Source organism: Metallosphaera tengchongensis (assembly GCF_013343295.1).
In the GTDB taxonomy this organism is placed as follows: Archaea; Thermoproteota; Thermoprotei_A; order Sulfolobales; family Sulfolobaceae; genus Metallosphaera; species Metallosphaera tengchongensis.
Map to the genome: position 1 here is coordinate 251,811 of NZ_CP049074.1, position 24,689 is coordinate 276,499.

General features: G+C 43.1%; 24 protein-coding genes. 6 read left to right on the forward strand and 18 right to left on the reverse strand.

Translation table 11 applies throughout. From position 1 onward, the window contains the following. The first annotated feature begins 157 nt into the window (after window positions 1-157). A complete protein-coding gene (locus GWK48_RS01210) occupies window positions 158-649 on the forward strand; it encodes a hypothetical protein (protein ID WP_174628856.1) in 492 nt (163 codons plus the stop codon). Here the strand turns inward: GWK48_RS01210 and GWK48_RS01215 are convergent, their stop codons facing one another. Genes GWK48_RS01215 through GWK48_RS01225 form a run of 3 tightly spaced genes read right to left on the reverse strand, consistent with a single transcriptional unit; the run spans window position 650 to window position 3,578 of the window. Next, the gene (locus GWK48_RS01215) at window positions 650-1,309 is read right to left on the reverse strand and encodes a DUF47 domain-containing protein (protein WP_174628858.1); all 660 of its coding nucleotides are present in this window, start codon (window positions 1,307-1,309) and stop codon (window positions 650-652) included. 33 nt (window positions 1,310-1,342) lie between these two features. After that, on the reverse strand, window positions 1,343-2,458 hold the full coding sequence (locus tag GWK48_RS01220) for a citrate synthase/methylcitrate synthase (protein ID WP_174628860.1): 1,116 nt from the start codon (window positions 2,456-2,458) through the stop codon (window positions 1,343-1,345). Next, window positions 2,436-3,578 carry a DUF763 domain-containing protein gene (locus GWK48_RS01225; RefSeq protein WP_174628862.1) on the reverse strand — a complete coding sequence of 381 codons (1,143 nt, stop codon included), beginning with the start codon at window positions 3,576-3,578 and terminating at the stop codon, window positions 2,436-2,438. The genes GWK48_RS01220 and GWK48_RS01225 overlap by 23 nt, the downstream gene beginning before the upstream one ends. A gap of 32 nt (window positions 3,579-3,610) precedes the next feature. On the opposite strand from GWK48_RS01225, the gene GWK48_RS01230 reads away from it, so the two are divergent. Then, window positions 3,611-4,267: a metallophosphoesterase family protein gene (locus GWK48_RS01230; RefSeq protein WP_174628864.1), complete on the forward strand. Its 657-nt coding sequence runs from the start codon at window positions 3,611-3,613 to the stop codon at window positions 4,265-4,267. Window positions 4,268-4,279: 12 nt separating this feature from the next. Here GWK48_RS01230 and GWK48_RS01235 read toward each other — a convergent pair whose 3' ends face one another. From GWK48_RS01235 to GWK48_RS01265, 7 genes are all read right to left on the reverse strand, one after another. Continuing rightward, a complete protein-coding gene (locus GWK48_RS01235; protein WP_174628866.1) occupies window positions 4,280-4,927 on the reverse strand; it encodes a peroxiredoxin in 648 nt (215 codons plus the stop codon). 110 nt (window positions 4,928-5,037) lie between these two features. Then, on the reverse strand, window positions 5,038-5,301 hold the full coding sequence (locus GWK48_RS01240) for a zinc ribbon domain-containing protein (RefSeq protein ID WP_174632402.1): 264 nt from the start codon (window positions 5,299-5,301) through the stop codon (window positions 5,038-5,040). A gap of 15 nt (window positions 5,302-5,316) precedes the next feature. After that, window positions 5,317-5,589 (reverse strand): transposase, encoded by a 273-nt coding sequence (locus GWK48_RS01245; RefSeq protein ID WP_174628868.1) that lies wholly within the window; start codon window positions 5,587-5,589, stop codon window positions 5,317-5,319. Between the two features lie 208 nt (window positions 5,590-5,797). Next, entirely contained in the window at window positions 5,798-6,772 is a 975-nt protein-coding gene (locus GWK48_RS01250) for a DHH family phosphoesterase (RefSeq protein WP_174628870.1), read from the reverse strand. A 25-nt stretch (window positions 6,773-6,797) separates the two neighbouring features. Then, entirely contained in the window at window positions 6,798-7,397 is a 600-nt protein-coding gene (locus GWK48_RS01255; protein WP_174628872.1) for a cysteine hydrolase family protein, read from the reverse strand. Window positions 7,398-7,618: 221 nt separating this feature from the next. Further along, window positions 7,619-8,842, reverse strand: coding sequence for an ABC transporter permease (locus tag GWK48_RS01260; RefSeq protein ID WP_174628874.1), 1,224 nt, complete (start codon window positions 8,840-8,842; stop codon window positions 7,619-7,621). After that, a complete protein-coding gene (locus GWK48_RS01265; RefSeq protein WP_174628876.1) occupies window positions 8,839-11,454 on the reverse strand; it encodes a COG1361 S-layer family protein in 2,616 nt (871 codons plus the stop codon). The genes GWK48_RS01260 and GWK48_RS01265 overlap by 4 nt, the downstream gene beginning before the upstream one ends. 214 nt (window positions 11,455-11,668) lie before the next feature. Between GWK48_RS01265 and GWK48_RS01270 the strand changes: the two genes are divergently transcribed. The 3 genes from GWK48_RS01270 (at window position 11,669) to GWK48_RS01280 (ending at window position 14,271) form a co-directional block, all read left to right on the forward strand. Further along, complete coding sequence (locus GWK48_RS01270; RefSeq protein ID WP_174628878.1) at window positions 11,669-12,343, forward strand: ABC transporter ATP-binding protein; 675 nt, start codon at window positions 11,669-11,671, stop codon at window positions 12,341-12,343. Between the two features lie 82 nt (window positions 12,344-12,425). After that, entirely contained in the window at window positions 12,426-13,226 is an 801-nt protein-coding gene (locus GWK48_RS01275; RefSeq protein WP_174628880.1) for a DMT family transporter, read from the forward strand. 301 nt (window positions 13,227-13,527) lie between these two features. Next, window positions 13,528-14,271 (forward strand): tetratricopeptide repeat protein, encoded by a 744-nt coding sequence (locus GWK48_RS01280; protein ID WP_174628882.1) that lies wholly within the window; start codon window positions 13,528-13,530, stop codon window positions 14,269-14,271. Window positions 14,272-14,333: 62 nt separating this feature from the next. Here the strand turns inward: GWK48_RS01280 and GWK48_RS01285 are convergent, their stop codons facing one another. Together GWK48_RS01285 and GWK48_RS01290 are read right to left on the reverse strand one after the other, a co-directional pair. Then, window positions 14,334-14,750, reverse strand: a complete 417-nt coding sequence (locus GWK48_RS01285) for a hypothetical protein (protein ID WP_246263862.1) — start codon at window positions 14,748-14,750, stop codon at window positions 14,334-14,336. A 1,576-nt stretch (window positions 14,751-16,326) separates the two neighbouring features. Then, window positions 16,327-17,682: an ATP-binding protein gene (locus GWK48_RS01290; protein ID WP_174628884.1), complete on the reverse strand. Its 1,356-nt coding sequence runs from the start codon at window positions 17,680-17,682 to the stop codon at window positions 16,327-16,329. Between the two features lie 482 nt (window positions 17,683-18,164). On the opposite strand from GWK48_RS01290, the gene GWK48_RS01295 reads away from it, so the two are divergent. Then, window positions 18,165-19,583, forward strand: a complete 1,419-nt coding sequence (locus GWK48_RS01295) for an ammonium transporter (RefSeq protein ID WP_174628886.1) — start codon at window positions 18,165-18,167, stop codon at window positions 19,581-19,583. Between the two features lie 174 nt (window positions 19,584-19,757). Here the strand turns inward: GWK48_RS01295 and GWK48_RS01300 are convergent, their stop codons facing one another. The 6 genes from GWK48_RS01300 to GWK48_RS01325 form a co-directional block, all read right to left on the reverse strand. Continuing rightward, window positions 19,758-20,717, reverse strand: a complete 960-nt coding sequence (locus GWK48_RS01300; protein ID WP_246263863.1) for a sodium:calcium antiporter — start codon at window positions 20,715-20,717, stop codon at window positions 19,758-19,760. Window positions 20,718-20,873: 156 nt separating this feature from the next. Next, on the reverse strand, window positions 20,874-21,206 hold the full coding sequence (locus tag GWK48_RS01305; protein ID WP_246263864.1) for a YidH family protein: 333 nt from the start codon (window positions 21,204-21,206) through the stop codon (window positions 20,874-20,876). 29 nt (window positions 21,207-21,235) lie between these two features. Further along, on the reverse strand, window positions 21,236-22,156 hold the full coding sequence (locus GWK48_RS01310; RefSeq protein WP_174628888.1) for a CoB--CoM heterodisulfide reductase iron-sulfur subunit B family protein: 921 nt from the start codon (window positions 22,154-22,156) through the stop codon (window positions 21,236-21,238). Then, on the reverse strand, window positions 22,153-22,845 hold the full coding sequence (locus tag GWK48_RS01315) for a 4Fe-4S dicluster domain-containing protein (protein WP_174628890.1): 693 nt from the start codon (window positions 22,843-22,845) through the stop codon (window positions 22,153-22,155). Before GWK48_RS01315 ends, GWK48_RS01310 begins: the two co-directional genes overlap by 4 nt. After that, window positions 22,832-23,515: a hypothetical protein gene (locus tag GWK48_RS01320; RefSeq protein ID WP_174628891.1), complete on the reverse strand. Its 684-nt coding sequence runs from the start codon at window positions 23,513-23,515 to the stop codon at window positions 22,832-22,834. The genes GWK48_RS01315 and GWK48_RS01320 overlap by 14 nt, the downstream gene beginning before the upstream one ends. Before the next feature lie 46 nt (window positions 23,516-23,561). Continuing rightward, a complete protein-coding gene (locus GWK48_RS01325) occupies window positions 23,562-24,659 on the reverse strand; it encodes a CoB--CoM heterodisulfide reductase iron-sulfur subunit A family protein (protein ID WP_174628893.1) in 1,098 nt (365 codons plus the stop codon). Window positions 24,660-24,689: the final 30 nt, after the last annotated feature.

A 24,689-nucleotide genomic window follows, 5' to 3' on the forward strand; every position in this document is an offset into this window, starting at 1 on the left:
CGAAAGCGCACTTTTAAACTTTTGTTATAATTCTGAATATAATCCTAGAACATTAAGGTTTCATTTTCTATCGTTTGGACTTTAGTTTGTATATATAAAGTCTGATGACACCAACTGTCATAGAAAGGTTTAAATGTTTTCAAGAAAACATGAAATCATGTCTGATGACAACAACCAAGAAAATAAAACCGTAACTATTAGGGGCATAGATTCCAAGTTATATGAGAGAATAGTTAAACTGGCACATGACACAGGTAAGACCGTAGGAGAACTTACGAATCAAGCCATGAGTCAGTTCTTAAGTGCTGTGGCTGAAGCTGAAATGATCACCTATAACGTCAAGGACAGTATAAAGAATACCGGAAAGGCCTTTATAGATGGGTTTAATGAGTCAAAAAAGAACGTTCTTGTAATCTCAAACATAGGAGAACTTACAGTCTATAAGTCTGAAATCATTTCCTCTAACAAGATTATATCATTCAGAAACATTGGTAAGCTTTCCTTACCAGATTTGGATCAGGAAACGTTAGACAAGTATATCGATTCTTTAGTCTACATCGATGAATTAGTTATACCCCCTTCCATCAATAAAATATTGTTGATGCAGAAAGCAAAATTCATAAAGAAGATCTCATCTCCACCGCAGTGATTAGGCCTTTAGCGTCGCGTAAAGAGTTTCTATACTTAACGTAGCTTCTTCCATATAATCAAGAATATCGTCCATGAATATTATGACGTCCTTAAACTGCAGGATACTAATTACATCTGCGACCTTTTCAGAGTCGTATAATCTCTGAATGAGTACATCTTTGATATCATCTCCGTTCCTTTCAAGAAGCTGTATTTCTTTTCCGACCCTAATCGATTCTTTCATATCGACTTTCATGTAGGAAATCATCGTAGAGAGTTTCTCCCCTGCCTCAATGATGGTACTCATGTAAGTCAGAAGTCCTTCACTCAGGGTCTTTAAAAGATCCTCATTGGGTCTCCTGGATGAAATCGCCCTCCCTGAATCTTTTATAGCTTTGATAGTGTTGTACAAAGCTTGGGTTAACATCATCATTGATTCCTTGAAGTCGGGCAAGAATGCCTCGCCGTAAAGCATTGAAACTATCTCTTCCCTGGTCATTGCAACCCTTTCATAAATGGACTTTATTTTAATCGACTCTGAAGTTAACCCGTCCCTATCTCCCCTTATAACTTTCTTGACCAGTTCGTTTAACCTGAGTATAGCGTCGCCGATCCCCTTTGACATCTCCATAGTTTTATTGAAAATAATCTCCTCCTTATTGATACTTAGCTTTATCATCACTCTTATAGGTATCTTAGCCGCATTTAAAAATTATTGCCTTTCATCTATAGGAATGTATTTTTTTCCTAGATCTCCAACGTAAATAGCCTTAGGTCTAATTAACTTGTTGTCCAGCAAGTATTCGTCAACGTGAGCTGTCCATCCAACAACCCTAGCTGAAGCGAATATGGTAGGAAAGAGATCAGTGTCAAAACCCAGGGAAAAAAACACTAAACCTGAGTAGAAATCTACATTGGGATAAATACCTCTCTTTCCTAGAATTTTAATTCCTATTTCTTCAATTTTCTCTGCAACCTTATAAAGTCTCTCAGTAGGTTTTCCTTCTGTAACTTCCCTGGCATAGTCCTTGAGAATTTTGGCCCTTGGATCCATGGTCTTATATATTCTGTGACCAAAACCCATCAATCTGTGCCCGGTACTTAGTTTATTCAAAACGTACTTCTCGACCTGGTCTGGACTTTCAACTTCCATGAACTGCTTGAGTGCCTCAGAGTTAGCCCCACCGTGGAGTGGACCCTTTAGAGCTGAAATACCAGCCACGACAGAAGAATATATGTCAGACAGAGTAGACGCAACGACTAGACACGCCATGGTAGAGGCGTTCATTTCGTGGTCCATGTGAAGCATGAGAGCAACGTCCATGGTTTTAGAGAAATTGAGGTCAGGTTTTTCACCGTTTATCATATACAGGAAGTTTTCAGCGTGGGATAAGGAAGGGTCTGGTTCTATAAACTTTTGGTCACGCCTAGTCCTTTGAATCAAAGATATTATAGTTGGAATTTTTGCGGTGATCTTTATAGCCTTAGTGACAAGTCCCTCCTCCCTTCTATCTTCTAGACCCATCATGCTCACTGCAGTCCTAAGAATGTCCATGGGGTTCGCAGTCTTAGCCACTTTAGACACAAAAGTGGATATTTCCTCAGATACATTTCTCTCTTCAGCTAAGTGAGATTTTAGATCCGCCAGTTCACGTTGCGTAGGTAGCTTTCCATACCAGATTAGGTAGGATACCTCTTCAAAGTTCGAAAAACTGGCCAAGTCGTATATTGAGTAGCCTCTATAGTAAAGTCTACCGAGATCACCGTCAATATAGGTTATTGAAGTCTCTTTTATCGCTATGTCCTCAAGACCTTTTCGAAGTTCCAAGTTTTAACTCCCTGAGCTTATTTAGTGCTAGACTCTTATCTTTTTTATCTAACTTAGTTTGGCTTACTATATCCTCAAGTGTCTGTATTACCTCGAAAGCTACGTCTCGTCTCACAGGATAGGGGACACCGTCCTTACCGCCTATGGCAAAGGCGTACTTAAAGGGATCGTAGGGATAGTTCACTGGATCCCTGTAGGATGGCGGTTCGCTGTATATCAGATCCGATATTAAACTCAAGGCTCTTACTGTTGACGGACCCAAGCCGAGGAGGAGAGCGTCTTGAAGATTGGTTGGAGAGAACTCTCTTACATGGTTTAGGATCTTCATTACCTTATTCACGTCAACCGGTTTCATGTAGATCATCCTCGCTTCCCTCGATATTGCCCCTAAGGTCCCTAGCCCAAGCCAGGACTCTATGGAATTTCCTCTTATATAAGACATCAATTGTAGATATTGTCTACTAATCCTCCTCGGGTCCTCCCCCAGAAGATCAATTATTACCTCCTTGGCTTCATGGGACTCATGGACGTTAAGTACTACTCCGTTGTAAGCCCCGGCTATTCCTTCCCTAAGCTCATCCACCGGGTTTGCTACGGATATCCAGTGATACCTCCTGGCGAACTTCGTCTCCAGATTCATCCCTTGTTGGATTACTCCCCATCTGCCTTTTTCGTCCAGGATTAGGGAATGATGATATAGTTCATACCCATCCTGAAGAAGGGTAGAGTCGACTTTCGCGACCAACCTGCTAGTTCTTTCTAGTTTCTCCACATCCACGTCAAATCTGCCAGGTAACTTGCGCAGCTCTAAGGGTACGTTAAGCGAGTTTCTCCCCTTTCCGCCTAGAATGGCTAATCCATCGTCTTGAGGTCTAGTTACCTCTTTGAGTATTCCCAACGTTACCGTAGTTGAGCCAGAGGAGTCCCAGTCCATACCTATTACGTTATTAAATCCTTGGAACCAAAGAGGATTTGAAAGACGTTCAACTACTTTTCCCGGTCCCCACTCCAAGAGCATAACGTCCATAATTGCCCTAGAAAGTCTTCTCATTATTGGGATTAGCCAGTTTGGAACTCTACCGTAATGGAGGGGGAGGTCGCTTACTCCAGTTATCTCCATGAAATATTTAGTAGCTAAGTGAATTAAAAACCATGATATTCGGGGCTGTCTCCGATATACATTCTCCTAGGTTCCTAAACCAATTCTTCAACTCGCTCAGGTACTCCACTAATTTTCCCCTAATAGTTCTAGCAGGAGACCTCGTGGATAGGGGAAAGGTGCTCCACTTCGACCCTGTCTATAGGGCTCTAAAGACAAGTAAAGTTGTGGCTGTGTTCGGGAATGAGGACTTTAGAGAGGTCAGGGACGAATTTAGACGCCTATACCCTAACGTAATTTGGCTAGAGGACAGTTCTATAACGCTGGAATTAGACGTTGTAAAAATATACCTTGTTGGGAGCGAAGGTATAATCAGTAAACCAACGAGATGGCAGAGGGAGATTGGGATCAACGAAGAGTTTTATCTTAAAAGAAAGGAGAGGGTTGAAAAACTGCTCTGTGACAAAAAGGGGGATATAACAATTCTTATAACCCATTACTCCTCTACATTTGAGACTCTTTACGGAGAGAAGAGGTGGGCATACCTAGAGTTGGGGTACCCACTCATTGAGGAGCTAGAGTGTAAGCCGAATATAGCTATTCACGGTCATGCGCACAAATCTCTTTTACATAAGGCTAGGATAGGGGAAACTGAGGTGTATAACGTTGCACTTCCAGCAACCCACGAGATAACTAAAATAAAAATTTAACGGAAAAAGTTGTTAAACTCTTTGGTCTTGGGGTAGTTCCTCGTACTTCTTGAACATGAGATACCAAGCTTTAGCGTTGGGCAACTTCATCCTCATTTCAGCTTCCATCAACGTGGTTGGGGCGCCCACAACAACTTCCTTTCCTGGCTCCCAGTTTGCAGGTGTTGAGACCTTTGCTTTATACGTAACTATCAGGGCCTTAGTGATTCTAATGAGCTCTTGCATGTTTCTTCCAGCTTCAATTGGGTATAATGCCATGAACCTTATGGTACCCTGCGGGTCCACTATGAAGACTCCTCTCACTGTCAGGCCTGAGTTCTCCTCTATCAAATCAAGGAGTCTAGCGACCTTCTTGTCAGGATCTGCAATCACAGGGAAGGGGATCTTTATTCCATATCTCTGCTCGATATCCGACAGCCAAGCTATATGGGAGTAAATGCTGTCTACACTGAGTCCCACCAGTTGGACACCAAGCTTCTCAAATTCCTGGTAATTCCTGGCAAACTCCACGAATTCTGTTGTGCAAACTGGGGTGAAATCTGCTGGATGAGCGAATAGGAATAACCACTTCCCTTTACCAAATATATCTTTATAAAAATCTATGGGACCTGCGGTTGTCATGACTTGGATATCCGGAAACTTCTGATATGTTTTGACCATGTTATCACTAATCTAGTTAACCTAGCCTCAGTTAAATTAGTTGCTTAAGCTGACCCCCTCCACGCCCTAAATGGCGAGGGTTTCACCTAGGTCTTGGGTGTTACTCCCCTTTACGGAGTTACTCCGTTTGACGTTACGAGGAAGGAGAGAGGTCTTTTCAGTGTGTTTGCGACTTTCTTTATCCCCAGTTTCATTATGTTGAGGGCACCGTTAACGTCACTGTGGAGTCTATGACCTAAAGGGCAGTTGATGACTCCTCTAGGCCTCCTCTCAACGGGAATGTTGTGGAAAGCGCAGGGCCTAGAGGTGTTATACTCAACAACTAGGGACACCTTTATGTCATACTTGTGGAGCTTGGACGTGATTGCCTCAATTAACTTAGGATAAGACTAGATGTTTGAAGCGAACATGTTACCCTTGTCCTGAGAGATGGAGTAAGGGTAACCGAGGTAGACTGTTGAGACCCCTAACTGCCAGAGTGACTTAGATGAGTGGGAGGATAAAGTCCTGTAGTGGTGGAGAAGTATACGGTATAGTCTCTTAAAGACCCTCTCCCTTTCTCTCAACGCTTCCTCCCTTGCGTCAAACTCTTGTACCTTCTCAGCCTCAGCCTTTAACCTATCTATCCCTGCTATTGTCTTCTGAAAATAGAAATATCCCACCTAGAAGATAGAGGATCCGTACATCTTGGCTTGGACAGTCGTTAGCTCTTGTCAACCCTTCTGGGTACAGGCCCAAACCTGCTGCAAGACCCCACAGTGTATTGCGTTCCTAAACTTTGCCATACCCCTTAGTCTAAGCACGTATTTAATCTCAGTACCAAATTATATAAACTCTAGGAATAAATAAAACTGCTGGGAAAGACTTAAATTAATTCTTTGTGGTTCTCCTTTCGTATTTGACTATTCCTTCCTTTTTAACGACTTCTAAGACCTCCTTAGCGACCCAGTTCAAAGCAGGTCCTGTAACACCCAGACGTCTCAATAACCTGTATATGAATGGAATTCTCAACGACGCTCCAGCAGCTAACGGATGACCTCCACCTCCTAGGCGCACTGCAAACCTCCTGATGTCAATGCTGTTACTTCTAAATGATATGGATTTACCGTTAGCTGAGGCGAAGATTTGAGCTCCAGTTCTCGTCATTAAAAATTGGGATGCGTAACTAATATCTGGGGGACCATTCCACCTTATGGCTACTACTATTTTAGTTCCTTCCAGATCTAGAACTTTAACGTACTTCCAGATTCTTTGGTACCCTTTCAGCTCTTCCTCCATACGGGTCTGCAGAATTGTATCAAACTCTTCGTTCCAAAGTATCCCATTGAAGAAGGTTTCCATAAGTTTCCTTTTCCACTCGTAACTCCTGTCATTTTCCACAACCCTCCTAAGTTTCTCCCCTAATGGGTCGTTGTGGAGCCAGATGTCCACAGAACAATCAGCCGAAGCAAGGGACCTCGAGACTTCGTCCTCAGGATTCATGTTCTTGTTGACGACCCCCGCACCGCAGGTGCTAACGTCATGAAAGACTTGTACACCCGCTTCCTGTAATTTGGTCTTCCAATCGTCTTTCCAGACGTGATGATCAAACCACTGGATCTCTGCTCCTTCTCCCCTGAGCTTCCTTATGGAATCTAAAATGTACTGGAAGGTCGAGTCGTTTATTCCAAGGTCTGCGATCATGACTCTGTTTACACCCCTGAGCTCTAATCTAGCCAAGACCTCGTGTAGTTTTGTTGGTTCAGTGAACCATATATTTCTAGGTAGAGAATTGACTGCCCTGGCGTATACAGAGGCTGAGGCTGTTCCATCAAAGTCGTTATGTACAATAGCGTAGTAATCCATGCTATCATAATCAATAAGTAAGGATCTACTTAAAAATGATGCCTGAGCTCTCTGTAATTTTCCCCTTATACAGGAAATCCACTTGCCTCAGGGTGGAGTAATAGTCAAACTCACTGAGGGCTGATATTCCATCCATGGGCATGACAACGTTATACCACCTTAGCGCCGCGCTACCAGCTGTGTGAAGAACACATATGTTCGCCACTGTACCAACGATAACAAGAGAGTCTATTCCCTTAACGTTTAGAAAGTATTCTAGGGACGTCCCAAAGAAAGCGTCATATCTCAGTTTCCTCACAACATAGTCGTCTATCTCGGGCTTGAGCTCTTCCACTATATCAGCCCCCCAAGTCCCAGCGACTGCATGTTCTCCCCAGATCTTGAACTCGGGATCGTCCTTCATATGCCAGTCCTGGGTGTAAACAACCTTTGCCCCGGATTCCCTCGCTTTGGAGATCAGACTCTTAATTTGATTGATAGTGGACTCAGCACCGGGAACGTAAAGTTTGCCCTCCTTTCTCACGAAATCATTTTGCATGTCCACAATTACTACAGCCGTTTTACGTGGATCCAACCGCACTTCCTTTGCTACAGGGATTTCAGGAACCTGAACTTCCCTTTTCATTAATCTGACTAATGGAGCGGTTATTTATAAACGTATTAGAGGTAGTTCGTAGCTAATGTTGAACTTTAGCAGAGAATAGGAGCTCAGAACTTAAAAACACATAGTTTAGGAAATCTAATGTCACGTTTAGTTATGAGACGTTTCCACACCGTGAATTTGCATCCTGAATATATGAGCTGAAAAACTCTTCTTGTAATCTGAATTTAAAAACATCCATGAAATTATACTTCGTATCTCAAAGCTACGGCTGGCTCTATTCTAGAAGCCCTATACGCTGGTATTATACCAGCTAACAAACTGAAGATCACCGTGATGAGCACGACTTCAAGCATAAATGTAGGTTCAAAGACAGGCGTAATGTGAGTACTGGAAATTATCCCAGCTCCTCTAGGTCCAGCAGCATTTCCTCCACTACCTCCAGCCGATAACGACGTTAGTAAGTAACCCATACCCACCCCCGCACCTACACCGGCTATTCCTCCTAATAGGCCCATGAGCACTGCCTCTCCGATGAAAATGACCATAATGCCTCTCCTAGTGTAACCTATTGCCCTTAGAACGCCTATTTCCCTGGTTCTTTCAACAACAGTGGTGAACATAGTGCTCAATATTCCCACGAAAGCCACAATAAAGGAAGAGGCGCCCGCAATAAAGAGCAAACTGCTAACGGCAGAGAGGGAGTTATTGATCAGGTTTATAAACTGTTCTACTGAGGTCACAGAGACTGATCTACCAAACTCGTTCTGTATTTCTGTGACAACCTTATTAACATCCGACACGCTATCTGCCTGAACTATTAGTCCACTATACTTATCTCCATAATATTGTTGCCCTATTATATCTTGTACTATTAGTGCCCTATCAATATCGGCGAACGCGCTGCTAAACTCGTTAAAGTTCCCCATAACAAGGAAAGTTTTGGACATTTTCCCGTCAGGTGTATTCATCACAACCGTTATAGTCTGCCCAGAACTGTAGGTAGGTTGGCCAGGGTACTGGGGATGAGCTATATAGTACCCAACAACTGTTCCGTAAGTGGAAGTTAATGGAGGGTAAGTCCCTGTCTGTAGAGTTAGACCTGGAAATGCAAGGGAAGCTTCTTGAGTGTCTATAGAAAGGATTTCAGTGGGCTCTGGCCCACTTGGGGTTTGGATGGTTCCTGAAATGAGGTAGTATGGAACCACCGACTTCACGCCAGGTAGATGGGAGATCTGTTGCACAGTATAGCTTGTAATGACGTTAGTGCCTGGATTAACGAAAATGTCAGTGGGAGAAAGGCTAGAGAACAACTGGTGGGTCAACACAGCTGAGAAACCTAAGGTCAAACCTGTCAGACCGACGACTATTGCAGGTCCTATAAGAATCCCGAGGATAGTAAGCGAGGTTCTGAGTCTCTTGCTGGTTAGGGCGTTAAATGAAAGTCTAATGGAGTCTGATATCCTCACTTTCTACCCCTCCGCAAGACGAGGAATATCGCAATGACTATCACGATAATAATCACTAAAAAGATGATAAGTTCGGGCAATATGGACGCCCTATGGACTCTAAACTGATGAAAGTTATGAAATGTCGAGTTGGTATTGAAAGTAGGGGAGAAGTTAAGGCTGTAGGTCAAGTTATGACTCTGATATATCGCGTCCTCGTAAGAGATTATGATCCTTAAGTGAAGTGGGTGTCCTGTACCATTCCCATTAAAGAAAAGGGGAAGGGTTAAGGAGAACGGAGTTGGGCTGTTGGGAGGAACGCTACCAATATAGGTTGAATTACCATTAACGTAGACTGTAACGAAGTTTGCGCTCGTGCTCCCGAAATTGTTAAGCACACCGTTTACAGTCAATGAACCATTTGAGAAGGAGACTGTGGGCTGTTGAAGCTGAAGTACAACTGATCCTGTTGCTATTAGGGAGAAGTTATATCCCTGAGTTACAACACCTCCTGGAACCACATACTGAAGCTGTACAGATATGGGCAGTGGCGTTGTAGATGTAACTGATGGCAATACCTGAAGGGTAAAGCTGGTAGTTTTACCTGGATCCACAGTTCCTAGGTTTAGAGTAGTCTGAGATATGGAGTATAACGTTGGGTTGCCGAAAACCTTAACGGAGACGTCAGTAAGAGGTACCTGAGAGAGGTCAGTCAACTTCAAGGTCAGGTTGTTCACCTGTCCGTAATACACTATCCCAGGCTCAAGGGACACAGAGACTAGGTTCTGTGAAGAGACTACGTTTATGGGAATAACGTAATTTGACACCTTGGTGACCCCGCCGTAGTTATAGGAGACAGTTAGGACTGCAGGGTAAGTTCCTACTCCAACTCCTTGGGCTGATAACAGGAACGTGAAGGTCGAAGACTCGCCAGAGCCGAGGTACGTCAGGGTCTCGTTCGAGAATCCAACTAGATTAAGTCCGGATGTCTTCAGGTTTACTGAGACTGAGCTCAAGGGTGCTCCCAAGTTTTCAATTGTTATGGGGAGGATGGACTCTGTACCCTGATAAACCGTACTGTTGGCAAATGATACTGATATTTGATTTTCAGGATAAATGTAGACAGGAAGGGAGCCTTCAACTCTGGATATCCCGTAACTGGACGCATAGGTAAGTACGTAATTCAAAGTGTGGTAACCGGGGCTGACGTTCTGCCCTAAGTTCATCACTAGTGTGAGGGTTGTTGCCCCATAAGCCTGAACTTCAGGGATAAGATACGAGTCGTAAGTGGAGTTAATCCCTTGAGGGAAGATGAGAGTTGCATTGACTTCGCTTATCGCGTAAGGTAGAGGATTTGATAAGGTCAGGGTTAGCGGAATACCCGTAAGTCCTGGCATCGGAACTATCTGATTTCCCTGCTCTCCCCACACTGGGGTGGAAAGCGAAGGAGATAGGTTGTAATAGTTAACAGTTACGTACGTAGTCACGAGAGCTTGCTGGCTTTGGCCAAAAACCTGATAGTTAACTGTAAACGTCACGGGGTAGACTCCAGGAATTTCGTTCTGAGGAACGGAAAAGGTGTAGTTGAACGTCTGGAACCCTTGAAAAGTAGCAGGTGTGAAATTGGACTTCACTAAGCTAAACTGTGATTGTGGCGTCACTGATTGGATAAGGTAATCATAGGGAGAGTTAAGTTCTAACATAATGGAGAAAGTGGATGACGGAGTAGTGCTTGTGCTCGTTGCACTAAACTTCACTGGCATTTTAGGATATAACGAGAGAGTTAGAGGAACTCTATTCAACGTTACGTTAGCGTTCCCGGATGTTAAGTTCTGATTTGTTGCAAAGTACCTGTAGCCTAGGTAATTCATGAAGGTAATAGTATAGTTAAGGGTGTATGTCCCGGAAACAGCTCCCTGAGTTACGTTCATCATTTGGGTGTCATACTGAGTCGACTGGGGCTGAATCGAAGGAAAGGCAAACGTAACGTAATCCTGACCCATCTGGTTGTACAAACCTTTAGGTAGGGTAACGTTTATCATTACATTACTGACCACATGTTGAGATGGATTAGATACCTCAAGTGTAACTGGGACTAGTCCCTCTCCTTGGGTCAACACTTCAACGTTGTTGGGGGTACCTCCCTGTATGGCCACAGGGGTTGGAAAGTTCACGGCACTTACAGGCACCTCCAGGGTGAAGGATCTTGAACCTATCACTTGAGAATCTGCTATTGTGTAAGCGAAGCATACTGTTACCTTGACTGTATAGTATCCTGGGGACGTGGTGTTACTTACTGTAAGGTAGAACGTCGAAACGTAGTTCCCATTGGCCTGTGAAACTCCAGCCTGGTTGCTTGAAACTGCAGTAAATGGAGGGACGTAGAAGGTTGTGCCTGGAGGGGGAGGGAAAGAAATAGTTGCACTCAGTGGAGTTGCATCATATGCGACTAGCTCCACGTAGAAGGGAAAATCAGTATAGCCCGGATGGACATTTATTGGATTACTCGGACTCCCCCACCCATAACCTATCAAATAAACGGTTGGGGTGGCTGGAGATCCTTCGAATGACGGAACAAGACCAACGAAACTCAACGTTAGCAATGTAACGAGAAGTAGTTGATATATTTTCATAAGGTCATAAACAAGATATATCTTTAAAAAACTATTCCAAAGATTTAGTCTGACCTCTTTCCCTCCCTGAAAGGTTTGTCGTTCTTTTATCGAGCGATCTAAACAAGATCGGTGACTGAGATAAGTAATAAAAGACCTATCCAAAGGATGCGTCTCTTGTCCGTAAGGGATTATTCTGAATATATTTTTAAAATAAGCCTGACCTTTATCACGTATGGAAGTCATAAAGTTAGAGAACGTCAGTAAGATCTATGGCAATAAGGTTAAGGTCACAGCGTTGAATAACATAAATTTAAGCATTGAGGAAAGCGAGTTTGTGGCCATAGTTGGACCTTCAGGGAGCGGGAAAACTACTCTCCTCACAATAATGGGCACGTTGGCTAAACCAACTACGGGCAAGGTTTATATATACGGTCAGGAAGTGACGTCACTTAATGACGATGCGCTTTCTAAGATTAGAAATAGCTACATAGGTTTTGTGTTCCAAAATTACAACCTCATAGACAGGATGAGTGCAATTGAGAACGTAGAGCTACCTCTAATAGCTAGGAACGTTCCGAGGAAGGAAAGGAGGGAAAAAGCCATGGACATACTGAATTCCTTAGGTTTAGGAGATCTGGCTTACAAAAAGCCAACCGAACTGTCTGGGGGTCAACAGCAGAGAGTTTCTATAGCTAGAGCTTTAGTTCAAAACCCTAAAATAATACTGGCTGACGAACCTACAGCTAACCTGGACTCTAAGAGCGGAGAGACTGTAATGAAGACCTTCCTCCAAGCCAATAGGGACTTCAAAACTACAGTTGTAATTATAACCCATGACCAGGACGTCGCCACTTACGCCAAAAGAAAGGTCCACATAAAAGATGGGACTATTGAAAAAATTGAATGAACTTCATTATCGTGTCACGAGCCAAGTCGAAGCTAGACATCCGAAGGTAGCTTAAAATCCTCGCTCTCTAACTGTCTTTGCCTTGGACAAGTACTATACGGCCCTGGTTATTGGAGGCGTTACCTTTGGGACTGCAGCCATTTTCATAAAGTTCTCTAACATGACCCCTGGAATGATAGCGTTTTCGAGGTTTCTTGTTGCAGGTATCATACTTTCCAGGGGAAGAGTAAACTTTCGTAACATAGTCAAGAATTTGAAGGTTGGCTTTCTACTTGCAGTGCACATGATATTGTTTATTTTGAGCGTTTACAACACCACCATAATAGACTCCACTGTGTTGGTGTCTACTTCCCCAATCTTTTCCTTGGCTCTATCCCCTTTAGTAGGTATACCCACTACAAGGAAGGAAATAGTTACCGGGCTCATTGCCTTTCTCGGTGTTATTATCATGAATTTCCCGCTGAATGAGGGTAGATTGTACGGAAATCTTCTCGCTGTGCTCTCGGCGTTAGCCATATCCTTGTATACCATAATCCTCTCCAAAAACCAAGAGGATGACCCATTGCTCTTAACGTCTTACGTCTATCTCTCTTCGACCATATTCAGTTTCCCGTTTCTTTTGATACAGGGAGTAGGGAAAATAGATCTAGTCTCCGTTTTATCCCTTCTGGGTCTCATCATTTTCCCTACTCTCATAGGACACACTTCGGTTATCTACGCCTCTGGACATGTGAAACCCTCCCACATAGAGGTTATTGGACTCCTAGAGCCAGTGGTCGCCACAGTGCTCTCCTTCTTCTTGTTCAAACAGGTTCCGACGTCCTTTGAGCTTTTAGGGTCTGGTCTTGTTATTATATCCATTGCGTTATTGGTGAACAGATGAAGCCTGAGGATTTCCTTCACATGGAGATCATCAAGAGGGAGTATGGGTTTTCAAGGAAACCTTTAAGAGAGGTTAAGGGATAATATATCCTGTGGTCTTACATAAGCCTCTTCCTAAATCTGGAGAGATTGGGTTAGAGTGTGAGAGGCGCTTATCAATCTCATGTAAGAAGGTGATGGAGTTGATACCCTCAAGTTTCCTCTCACTTCGTAAAACTTTCTTGACTGTGTTAAAAAACATTGATGAAACGTGGCTAATGTGGATTTCAAGAAGGATTAAGTGTTTGTTCCAGGTGAGCTAATTGGACCTCTCTGAACTTCTCTCTTCAGGAAATCTGAACCTAGCCCTCTTAAAGTTGAGGGAGGCAATTGAGTCGAACCCTTCTAAAGAGAACTACGAGCTATTGGGAAGAATACTGCTTGAGCTTGGCAGAGATGATGAGGCTTTAGATGCATTTCTTAAGGCTGAGGACTACATAACTGCAGCTAAGATCCTCTCGTTGAAAGATCCAAGGAGCGCTCTTACACTACTGGAGAAGGTCTCGGTAAACGAGTCTAAGCTAATGAGGGCCATGATATTTATGAGGATGGAAAAATACGATGAGGCTCTTAAGGAACTTGGTTCCATGGATTCAATAAATGAGAACCCTCTTTTTTTCAAGGTCAAGGGAATAGCCGAGTTTTACACTGACAGGATCTATGAAGCCATGAGGGATCTAAGCAGAGGTATACTCCTCTACCCATTGGATGCAGATCTTTACTACTACAGAGCGTTAGTGAGAATAAGACTAGGTGATGAAGATAACGCTGAGAAGGACCTAGATATAGCCATAAACCTTAACCCCTATTATGCCGAGGCCTACCTCAATAAGGGTCTAATAGCGGAGAGGAGAGGAGACATCAACAAAGCCATATCCATGTACAGTAAGAGTATCTCCATTAGACCTAACTATAAGGAAGCGTATATAAGAAGATCTGGGGCCTACTCAAAAATAGGGAGAGACGAAGAGGCCAAAAGCGACCTTGAGAAGTCAAGCCAACTCTAGCTGAACTCCTACTTGCCGTAAAGCGTGAGGTTTGTCGTTCTTTTATCATCGTCTTAATCATCTTAGGATACCACAGCGTAAGTGTAAAACACTGGTTCTAACTGAGAGGAGGTCTTTATGGCTACTTGTATATCCGTGTTGCTAGGTAAATAACCAACATTTAGATAGATATGAAGAGTTTGTATGGAACCTCCGGGCAATGAGAAAACTGTAGTGTTAACCACGTTGGCTCCTATACTTACACTCTCGATAAGTATCGTAGTTGTGCCCTGGTTCTGTAGGGTTAAGTTAAGTATATACTTACCGCCCTGAGAAACTATTGAAGGCTCTCCTCTCACAGCAATAATGTTTTGGGCACCGTAGTTCCTGAACAGGGAAAAGCCTATCAGAGAAACTGATAGCGTAAGAGCTACCGCTACCAAAACAAGGACAAGGACCACTATGGCATCAGACATACCTTTTCTGAGAGTCCGAGACATATAAATATGCGGGGTAATATTCTATATAAATATTTCTATCCTATCCGTCGGTCTTTCACCGCGTAAATCCAACGAAAAGTTTAGTATTGATATGATCCAACTTAAAAGAAACAATAGTACCTACTTTTTGGTGACTCCTAACTAGGTTTGTACCTAGGGCTGTTTACTCCTATGCTCTCGCTACCAAGTATGGTACAAACAGACCGATATACTGACCAATATACCGGTCAATTTACCCTTAACTACACTAAATATTTTAAATCGAAGAAATAGATGCATGACAAGAATATTATCCTTATAAAATCTTAAGATAATTGGTATAGCCCAACTGACACATCTTTAGGGGGAATACCAATTGATCGTAATATCCTGTTGGTACCACTACTATTGTATAATGCTCTATCAATAACAATTTCAGTTTTAATTTATTAGTAGTTTTCTCTTTAACCTTCTTATAATTTCTAAGATATAATATGCGATTATAGTTAAAAATAATGTTGTGTTTTAAACTAGAATACAGTAGAATTCGATTCAGTTCGTCTAGACCATGTCTGGTTTTGGACTGAATTAATAAAGAATTAAAAACGTCTCTCAGATCCTACCCCTTAAAGCTTTCAGGAATCTTTGACTTTCCTTTGGTATTGAAGCTTCTGAAGAGAAACTACACGTCTTAGCTTCTTACCCCTTCTCTGCCTTTAAAGGCTAGACTTGTGCTTATTTTATCCTATCCAGTTGAAACTTCTACAAAGAGTTAGTGCAATGAACTCCTGAAGGTCTTTTTGAACCTATCGTTACCTTGAGTGAATAGGCTTTAACCACTTCTTATAGAGTCTTTTTATTAAATTAGGGTAGCTCAGACGGACATTAAGGTTAGGTAATACGACTTTACTCAACGTGACTTGGGGCTTAAACCCCATGGTTTCTCTCGGAGACATCCCTGAGTGACTGTAGACGTTGACCCCTTTGTTTCAAGGGAGAACAAGTATTCTATTGATTCTGTTTTTATCTCAAGAAATCCTCATGAAAAAGAGCTGTATCGTTCATCACATCTCCACGTGGAATACCAAAGTCGAGTAATACTTTCAATTTAGCTCCAGATATAAAACTCCCCCATTTCCTCTGGACTCTACGTCTCTTACTTTCTATATATAGAGATATAATAATACAGAGTATAGTTAACTCCCAGTTAACTAGACAGTTTAACGCAAATTGGGGGAGACCCTTTGAAACTCAGGGTTATGAGAATTTGAGGGAAGTCCCTAAAAAATAGAGGTTGGAGAGAGTTCCTATGGACGCGCTATAAAGCAGTACGTACAAAAGAATTAATGAATAAAACTATGAAAGGACTGGATGTTTTAATTATTGAAATAAAAAGACCGGATTAATTGATTTAATCGTCAGTACGGATGAATTAACATCGTAGTTTTCTGGAGAGAAGAGTCCAGACAGCCAGCTGAGGGATGGGGAGAACATCTTATTTCACGATTTATTCCAAAAGAGATACAGTTTTATTCTGACACTGCAACAATTTACTCGTATGGAATCTGAATCTCCTAGAGAACATTCGGTGAGCTCTTTACTTCCCCTCTAGAACCGCCTGGGCTATATTGCTCAAGTCGTAGACCACATCGGCTTCGCAGTTTTTAAAGGACTTTGCGAAAACTCCATAGTACTCCTGTTTTTCGCCACTTTTGTTCAAATTACCCATAACCTTCCTCATTTTTGTAAGTAAGGGTTTGCAGTCCACTTCCTCTGACCACTTGACTTCTCCCAAAAATATCGCGTCCTTCCCCTCCGCTATTACATCCACTTCTTCCCCTTTATGTAAGTACTTGCCAACGTACTCATATTCCAAAGGTAGCACGATCGATCTCTCCCTCACCAGTTCCCTTATTAATTTCTCGAACTTGAAGGAGAAGTACCTATCTAGATCGATTCTCCTCATTACTTCCTCAACCCTATCCATTTCAAGGTCGTTTAAGTTCTCATAAACAAATTCAAACCAGAAATCGAAGAAGTTGTCCTTAAATTCGTACCACCCTCTCTTCATCCCATATGGTGTGACCCTTTCAACGATCTCGTTTTCCTCCAACCTATCAAGGTAAGCCGTTAGGTTCCCCTTATCGATTCCTGTAACCTCAGATATTTTGGAGATTGTGTTGTACCCTTGGGAGAGCGCTTTCAATATGCTTAGGTAGACCCTTTGCTCCCTAAACTCCTCTCTCAATAAGTAGAGAGGTTCATCGTAAAGTACGCTTCCTTTCTTCAGTATTTTGTCCCTTACGTTGTCCTCAACGGTTTTGCTTGCATCCAACTGAAGAATGTAGAAGGGTATTCCGTCCACTATACTCCAAATCTTTACAAGATCCTCTATTTTCTTTCCAGGGAAAAACTCGGGGATGTGTGAAAATGAGAGTCTAGTGAGTTTCCAACTCCCAGTCCTTCTGCCGTAAAGCGGCGACTTCTTGGATAAGACTTCGTTTTCCATCATCCCCACGCTTGACCCAGTAATTAACAGGAAGATCTTGGTAGATGCTAGCTTCTCATCCCACGCCCTTTGGAGTAGGGAAACGACGCTTCTGTCCGCGTCCATTAAATACTGGAACTCATCTATGGCGAGGATAGGCCTCCTATAACCTATTTCGTCACCAAAATAGATCAGCATTTCGTCAAGGGCTACATTGAGGGATTTGAAGTAGTTTTTCCCAGTATACCTAGCAAACGCTTCCTTAAGTCTGTTTAGGTTGTTCAGAATCCCGTCGGTGGTGGACATATGGTAAATATACTCCTTCCCCTTGATGAACTGTTTAATCAATTCAGTCTTTCCTATTCTCCTCCTACCGTAAAGTATTATCAGCTGTGCCTTATCCTCTCTGTATTTCTCCTCTAAGAACTTCAGCTCCTTGCCTCTGTTGATAAATTGTTGTACCATGAGTATAATAATCTAGGTACAACTTTTTAAACGATTGTATATCGAGAGGAGTTCGCCTCTGCCTTTTCCCAGCTCAGCCCAGAGCTTAGAACAGGTAGGCGACTCTTGACATTAAATTCTTCTAAAAAGGAAGAACCCTTTGATGCCCATCCCTTCTAAACATCTATTTCCTTAAATGTTTCACTTCCAGCTATCTTTCACCTTGTTTACTGATGCTTAACAGTAGGTCTTTTCATGTTTGAGGTCTTAATCCGGTTAGGACTAATAACCCACTATTCCATACACAGAAGTTGATTGTATCATCAACAGGTTCCGTTGCAATCTTACTTAATTGTGACAGATCAAAGTAAAAACTTGATAATTATCATGTTAAACCTTACAGGATCTATATATAAAGTTATCAAGATAAAAGACTATATCATTAAAAGAAAGAAATGTGATTCACAGTCAAATTTATATGATAAATGCCACCCTTAAATTTTATGAGCATAGCGAACCTAAATACCTACCCTCCAAATGCGGTACCCCAATGGCTTAGTTTAGGTTCTAACTCATGGATTCTAACTGCAACTACCCTAGTCATGATCCAATCGGTTCCCGCGTTGGCAATGTTCTACGCCGGAATGACTAGAAGGAAGTTCTCCATGAATACTGTTATGATGGTTCTCTTCTCCTTTGCCTCCACGTTTCTGGTTTGGACTCTCTTGGGTTATTCTCTCAGTTTTTACTCCTCTTCATTGCGAGTAGACGGGATGTATCTTCTGGGGTTGCCTATCCCTATATGGAATCTTCCCATTTTTGGGGAGACAGTTTACGGTCCTGCTCAGACTTCCCTCAACATTCCGTTCCTAACCTTCGTCATGTTTCAATTTGCCTTCGCCGCCATAACTCCTGGTCTAATAGTAGGTGCGGTAACGGAGAAGATGAACTTTAAGGCTTGGATGTTGTTCTCTCCTGCTTGGATTGTTCTAGTTTACGCGCCAGTCGCCTACTGGCTCTTCGCGGGTGGATGGTTAAATCAGCTGGGCGCAGTGGATTACTCTGGGGGTTACGTTATTCATATGACAGCTGGATATTCCGCTTTAGCCTTAGCCATGGTAGTAGGTCAAAGGTTACCGCAAGAGAGGAAGATAGAGGCGCACAACCTCCTCTTGACCGCAATAGGGTTCGGGTTAGACTGGATGGGTTGGAACGGATTTAACGGCGGAGACGCTGGAGGAGCAACTATTGACGCTGCCATAGCGGTTTTCAATACCAATCTGGCTGCTGCAGCAGCAGCCATAACCTGGCTAGCGCTTGACATGAAGGTATTTGGGAAGTCCACTTTCACGGGATTAGCCAATGGGGCCTTTACGGGGTTAGTAGCGATAACTCCAATGGCGGGGCTGGTTAACCCTAGCGAAGCTTTCATAACTGGAATCATTGCCGCTCCAATAGTCTGGATTGGACTTTACCGAATTCTTCCAAGGTTAGGGGTAGATGATTCTCTGGGAGTTTTCCCCGTTCACGGAATTGGAGGAACTGTTGGTGGTTTACTTACTGGACTTATGATAGATCCAACTGTGTCGTCCTATTACCTTCCAGGTTATAGGGGAGCCCTATTTGGCGATTGGCATCAGTTTCTGGTTCAGGCCTTAGCTGTTCTAGTGGTGGGCGTTTACTCTTTCCTTATAACTTTCGGATTAGGGAAGTTATTAGGGAAGATAACCCCGTTGAGGCTGGGCGAGAAGGAGATGATGCAAGGGGATTATGCTATTCACGGAGAGACCGCGTACCCAGACGTAGTACAGATGGAACCAGATGTAGTACAGATAAAGATAAGGGATTCAGGGAATGGAAAGGAAGTGAAGTCAAGTAAAAGCGGAGAAGAGAAAGAGGAGGAAAAGACTAAAGATATTTGAGGTAACGAAGATCCCAATAAAGGACCTAGAGCTTCTAATTGTACGAGGATCAGGTTCAAGAGAACTTTAATGAGTTTTTCCCACCCAGCAAAATAGAACCAGCCCAGCTAAAGTGTAATTACCTTAGATTTCTTTATAGCATGGTCTAGCCTCAACCTTAATTTCTAACCTAAATCAAAGCGGTAGTGAGCTAAACACCAAAGCTAAGTACATGAAAGCAAAGTAGCTCAAACATAGTACGACACCTTCCCCTACGGTAAGCTTACCATCATATATAACCATGACCCCAATTAAGCTAGACAGTATAGTGATCAAGAGATAGAGTCCATGAACCTCAACCATGTCCAGTCCCACTAACCCGAGCAATATCGTAGAGTTTTGGATCTTGCTACCAAAGTAGCTAACGATAGCAGTTGAACCTCCACCCTTAGACCTTAGGGCTAACCTCATTGCTGATATTCCCTCCTCGAGCTCAGCTACCACTGGAGTTAAGACCATGGAGATCCAAGTTTTAGAGACCATGGCTATCAAGGCTAGGTTAGTGATTAGACTAAGAAATACGGGAGACAGCAAAACAACAACGGTTCCTCCGATCATTATCTCTATCAATGCCTTAACGCTTATCTTAGAAGTAACGTTTCCACCCTTGACTCTTTTGACTAAATAATACCCGTAGATCGAGAAGAGAAATAAAGATAAGATAGGATTAATTTGACCAATAAGTATAGCAACTCCGAGTAACACTATGACTATGGACATTACTCCAAGCTCCTGCCTAAAGTCCCCTTTCATGGTTAAGGACGACCCCCATTTCAAACGATAGGCGACACCAACTAGTCCGAGTCCTAAGGTGAATAAAACCACGTTACCAGCAATTGATGACCCTAAGGCCACATCTCCATCGTGATTCAGAACTGCCTCTAGAACTATTACAGTCTCAGGAAATGCTGTAAGGTTTCCTAGGATCACCCCTCCTGCTAGACCTTGCCCCACTACGTTCTCTAAGTTTTCAACTCCCTTAGAGATTATCTCCGCGGAGAACGCCATTAAAACCATTGTAAGGGAAAGTTCCAAAGCAAGTGCAGAGAGCTCCATTTTCAAGTAAAATAGATTCGGCAAGGATATTAAGATCATAGAAGGAACCAAACGAGAAGGTATCTAAGCGTCGTGGGGATATTCAAAGGAATAGGAACAGAGGATAGTCAGTTCAAAATCTATATGAGGCGATGTTCCATAGAAAATTAACTAAACGGCAAAGTACACCGATGCACTGACTGATTTACTTAACTTTCATATGACGAGAAAGGCCAGACTCAAAGCTATGACCAAAACAACCACAGCGAAGACCGAATTCATAAAGTACCTAGGTCTATACGTCCCATCTCTCAAATCCCTTTCTGTCAGCAGGTACACCGCGAGACCGTAACCTATAACCAAACCACCAAGGGCTATCATAACCTCCCCGAACTCCAGGGAGTGACCTCCGCTTTTTACACCTTTCAGAACTTCCAGAAATATGGAGAACTTAGCTATGACGAAACCGAACCCTATTAAGGCTACGCCTGTCCTTATCCACGCTAAAAAAGTCCTCTCGTTGGCCATATGATCTGAAGGAGATACCATGATAAAAGAAAGGTTAAAGAGGTAAAAAATTAGAGGTATCTTTTCAAAACTGACATGGGATTGGTCATGTTAGCTGTCAGTAGAGCCTCGTCTGGGCTGTGACCGAAGGCAAATGCCAGAAGTTGACTGAAGTAAACCAGAGGCATCCTTAGATCCTGCCCGTACTTTTCAGCGATCTTATTCATGTTGGTCTCTATAGCGACGTGGCCAAGTGGACAGTCGGTAATTAGTAACTCTGCACCGTTTCTCTTGGCGTCCTTTAAGATCCTAGCCTCCAGGTGAAGAGATGTGTTGACGTCGGAGTATACATGTGGACCGCCGCAGCACATAGTCTTGCTTTCAAATGGCACTACTTCGGCCCCTAAAGCCTTCAGCAATTCGTCCATGAACACCGGTCTCTCTGGGTCATCTTTCATCTTCATATACCCAGTAAGGGTATATGCCTTAGGCCTAGAGTAAAGGCATCCATAGTACGGAGCTACCTTGAGCCCAGTTAACGGCCTCTTAACCCTAGCCTTTACTCCTTCTGGTCCTACCGTATTGTACACGAACTCCACTGCATGGATCATTAGCAACTGCATGTCGTACTGTTTCTCTCCCATTTTCTCCAGATAGGAGTTTACCTTTTCCCTGAGCTTAGGGTATCTAGTCATGAAGTACTGAGTTCTGGAAAGCGAATAGTGACAACCTGGACATGCTGACATTACAGCGTTTGCGCCCATCTGCCTGGCTAAGGACAGGTTTCTAGCTGGTAACAGTAACCCGGCCATGGTATTTACGTTCTTTACCTCTAGCGCACCACAGCAGTTGTAATCCTCTATCTTCTCGTAATTTATACCTAGATCCTTCGCCACTAGCTGAAGAGAGACATCGTAGGACTTACCCAACCCGTCCAAGGCACAACCCGGGTATAGGGCTACTTTTCCGTAAGGATTGGCTATCTCTGTCATTGTGGAACCACCTCTTCCTTCATTGCCTCCTCAAGGACTGGTTTAATCCTATCCCATTCCTTTACCCTACTGGGCTTCATTAGATCCTTGATTAGACCTGACTTCATTAGCGGTCCCATCATAGTAATTAGATCCCTTATGCTCATAGTGACAAAGCCAGCTTTAGCTGAAGCTCCACCGAGAAGAAGCTCACTTATTCTTCCACCATTCTTCATAACTGTCTCTAAGAACAGTTCATCAAACACTGTTCCAGGGTCCGTTTTAACTAGACCATGCTTCAGCAGGTAGTTGTGGATGCTATGGACCACCTCCTCTACTAGCACTCCCTTAGGGCATCTGTGAGTGCACTTTTGGCAAGATACACATCTCCATATGCTGTCCTGAAGTTCCACTAGGGACTGCTTATCTCCCTTTCTTGCTAAATCGATAAACCTCCTTGGGCTGTAGTTTGGATCGTACTCCCTCATAGTACAACCTGAAGTACATGTACCGCACTGCCAGCATAGGCTTATGGTAGCTCCTTCCACTGTATTGGCTATCTCGTCCCAAACGCTCTGATCGTACCCTGTCTGCGTTCTCTCTATCATGAATGCGTTCCAGGTTCCATCCAGTTCTACTCCATCTACTATTACTTTATCTTTCTGAATTAAACCTTTTATTATGGGTTTTTCCAAATTAGGTATGGGCAAATTTTATCACCTTAATATATGGTTTTAGGCCCATTACTAGGGCCGTTGTGGTGAGGTGTGTAGGGATCAACCCAGCGGCCTTCTTGTCGACCGCCAAATGGGTGGTATAGTCTAAATACCTCACGTATGCGTAAACTAAAAAAACGGAAGTTGGATAATAATTTCCTGAGGAAAGCCCAAATATTTCAAGTACCCTCTTAAGTTCATCTACGGAGGAGAGGAACTCAGTCTCGCTCTTTAGATTCAAGCCCTCCTTAAGGACATAATTAATAGAGCCTGTGTTCTTCTTGTTGTTCCATATCCATCTAGTCCATAACGGAAACTTTTCAGGGTAGAGATAATGCATTATTTCCTTGGCCATGTCCTCTATGTCCTCGTCGTTGTAACCTATAGTTGCTAAGAACTTACTTAGCCTCTCATTGTAACTCATTTCTTCATCCTTCAAGTAACCCAATGCCGAGGAGAACTTGGAGACCCCAGCCTTCTTCAAAACCTCTTCGAAATGTCTCCTTGCGTAGAAAATGGAGTCAAATACCTTCTTCATCTCCTCCTCCGAGGTGACGTTGACCGACCTAAGGAAGTCGGTCTTCATCTTCATTGCTTCTAAGATTAAGTTAAGGGATTTCCTCGCGTCTCCAGACGCGGTGTTATTCACATCTACATTTAACATGGCGTTATATATTTCCCTCACGAAATCAACGTTCAAAAAAACTGTACTAATGATGGGCCACCTCGACCCGCTTCTTAGCGAAGTCCGACTCGTCCCATATGCCCTTGGTTACATATTCGTAAGCCTTCATCGCAGCAGCGTATCCCTCGGTAATGGAGTCAGATATGGTCTTGGGACCTGTTATTGCGCCTGCAAGGAATATTCCCTTCTTGGTTGACTGTACAGGTAACCTATCCGGGTCTATTGGCTTAACGAAGCCATGTTCCTCAAACTCAAGCCCTAAGGCTTTAGCCACTTGTTTTGATCCCAAGCCTAGCTCCATTCCGTTGGCCAATATGACCATATCGTATGGGACCACTAGAGCCCTATTCAGGTTCATGGTGTCCTCACCCTTTATAATCACTGTGTCATTGGGACCTCTCATAAACTCGGAGATTCTGCCCCTGATATATCCTACTCTGTACTCAAGCTGAGACTTCCAGTAAAGCTTGTCCTCCATTAGACCATAAGTCCTTATGTCCATGTAATATATGTGGACTACCGCATCTGGGACCCTTTCCTTTATTTCCATTGCCTGTTTGGTCGAAACTGCACAGCATACCCTTGAACAGTAGGTGTTCCCAACTGTTGCGTCTCTAGATCCTACACATAAGAGAATCGCAACTCTCTTGGGAGGAACGCCCTTAGTGGTAACCAGCTTGTTCTCAGAGAGCATCCTCTCTATGTCAGAGATCTGGTAAATATTTGGAATAATACCGTAACCGTACTCGTATTTTCTCCTTGAGTCAAAGTGTTCGAAACCTGACGCAGCAATTATTGCGTTAACTTTCTCATTAGTTATTTTACCGGACTTATCTTTAATGGAGACGGTAAACCCTTTTCCCTCATCCTTAATTCCCTCGACTATGCTCTCCATGTAGGTCTTAACGCCTCCAGACTCCACTCCCTTTATCAGGGGGTCTAGAACTTCGGAGGCTGGCCTCAGCTCAGGGAAGAGCAAGCTGTACTTTAGTTTCTTTGGGGTACCACCAAGATAGGACTCTCTCTCCACTAAAACTACGTCAATACCCATGTTCCTTAATTCCTTTGTAGCTGAAAGGCCTGCTGGGCCTGATCCTATTACAAGGACTTTTTCTCCTGCCAATCTCCCACTCTCATATCATTTTTAATAAAA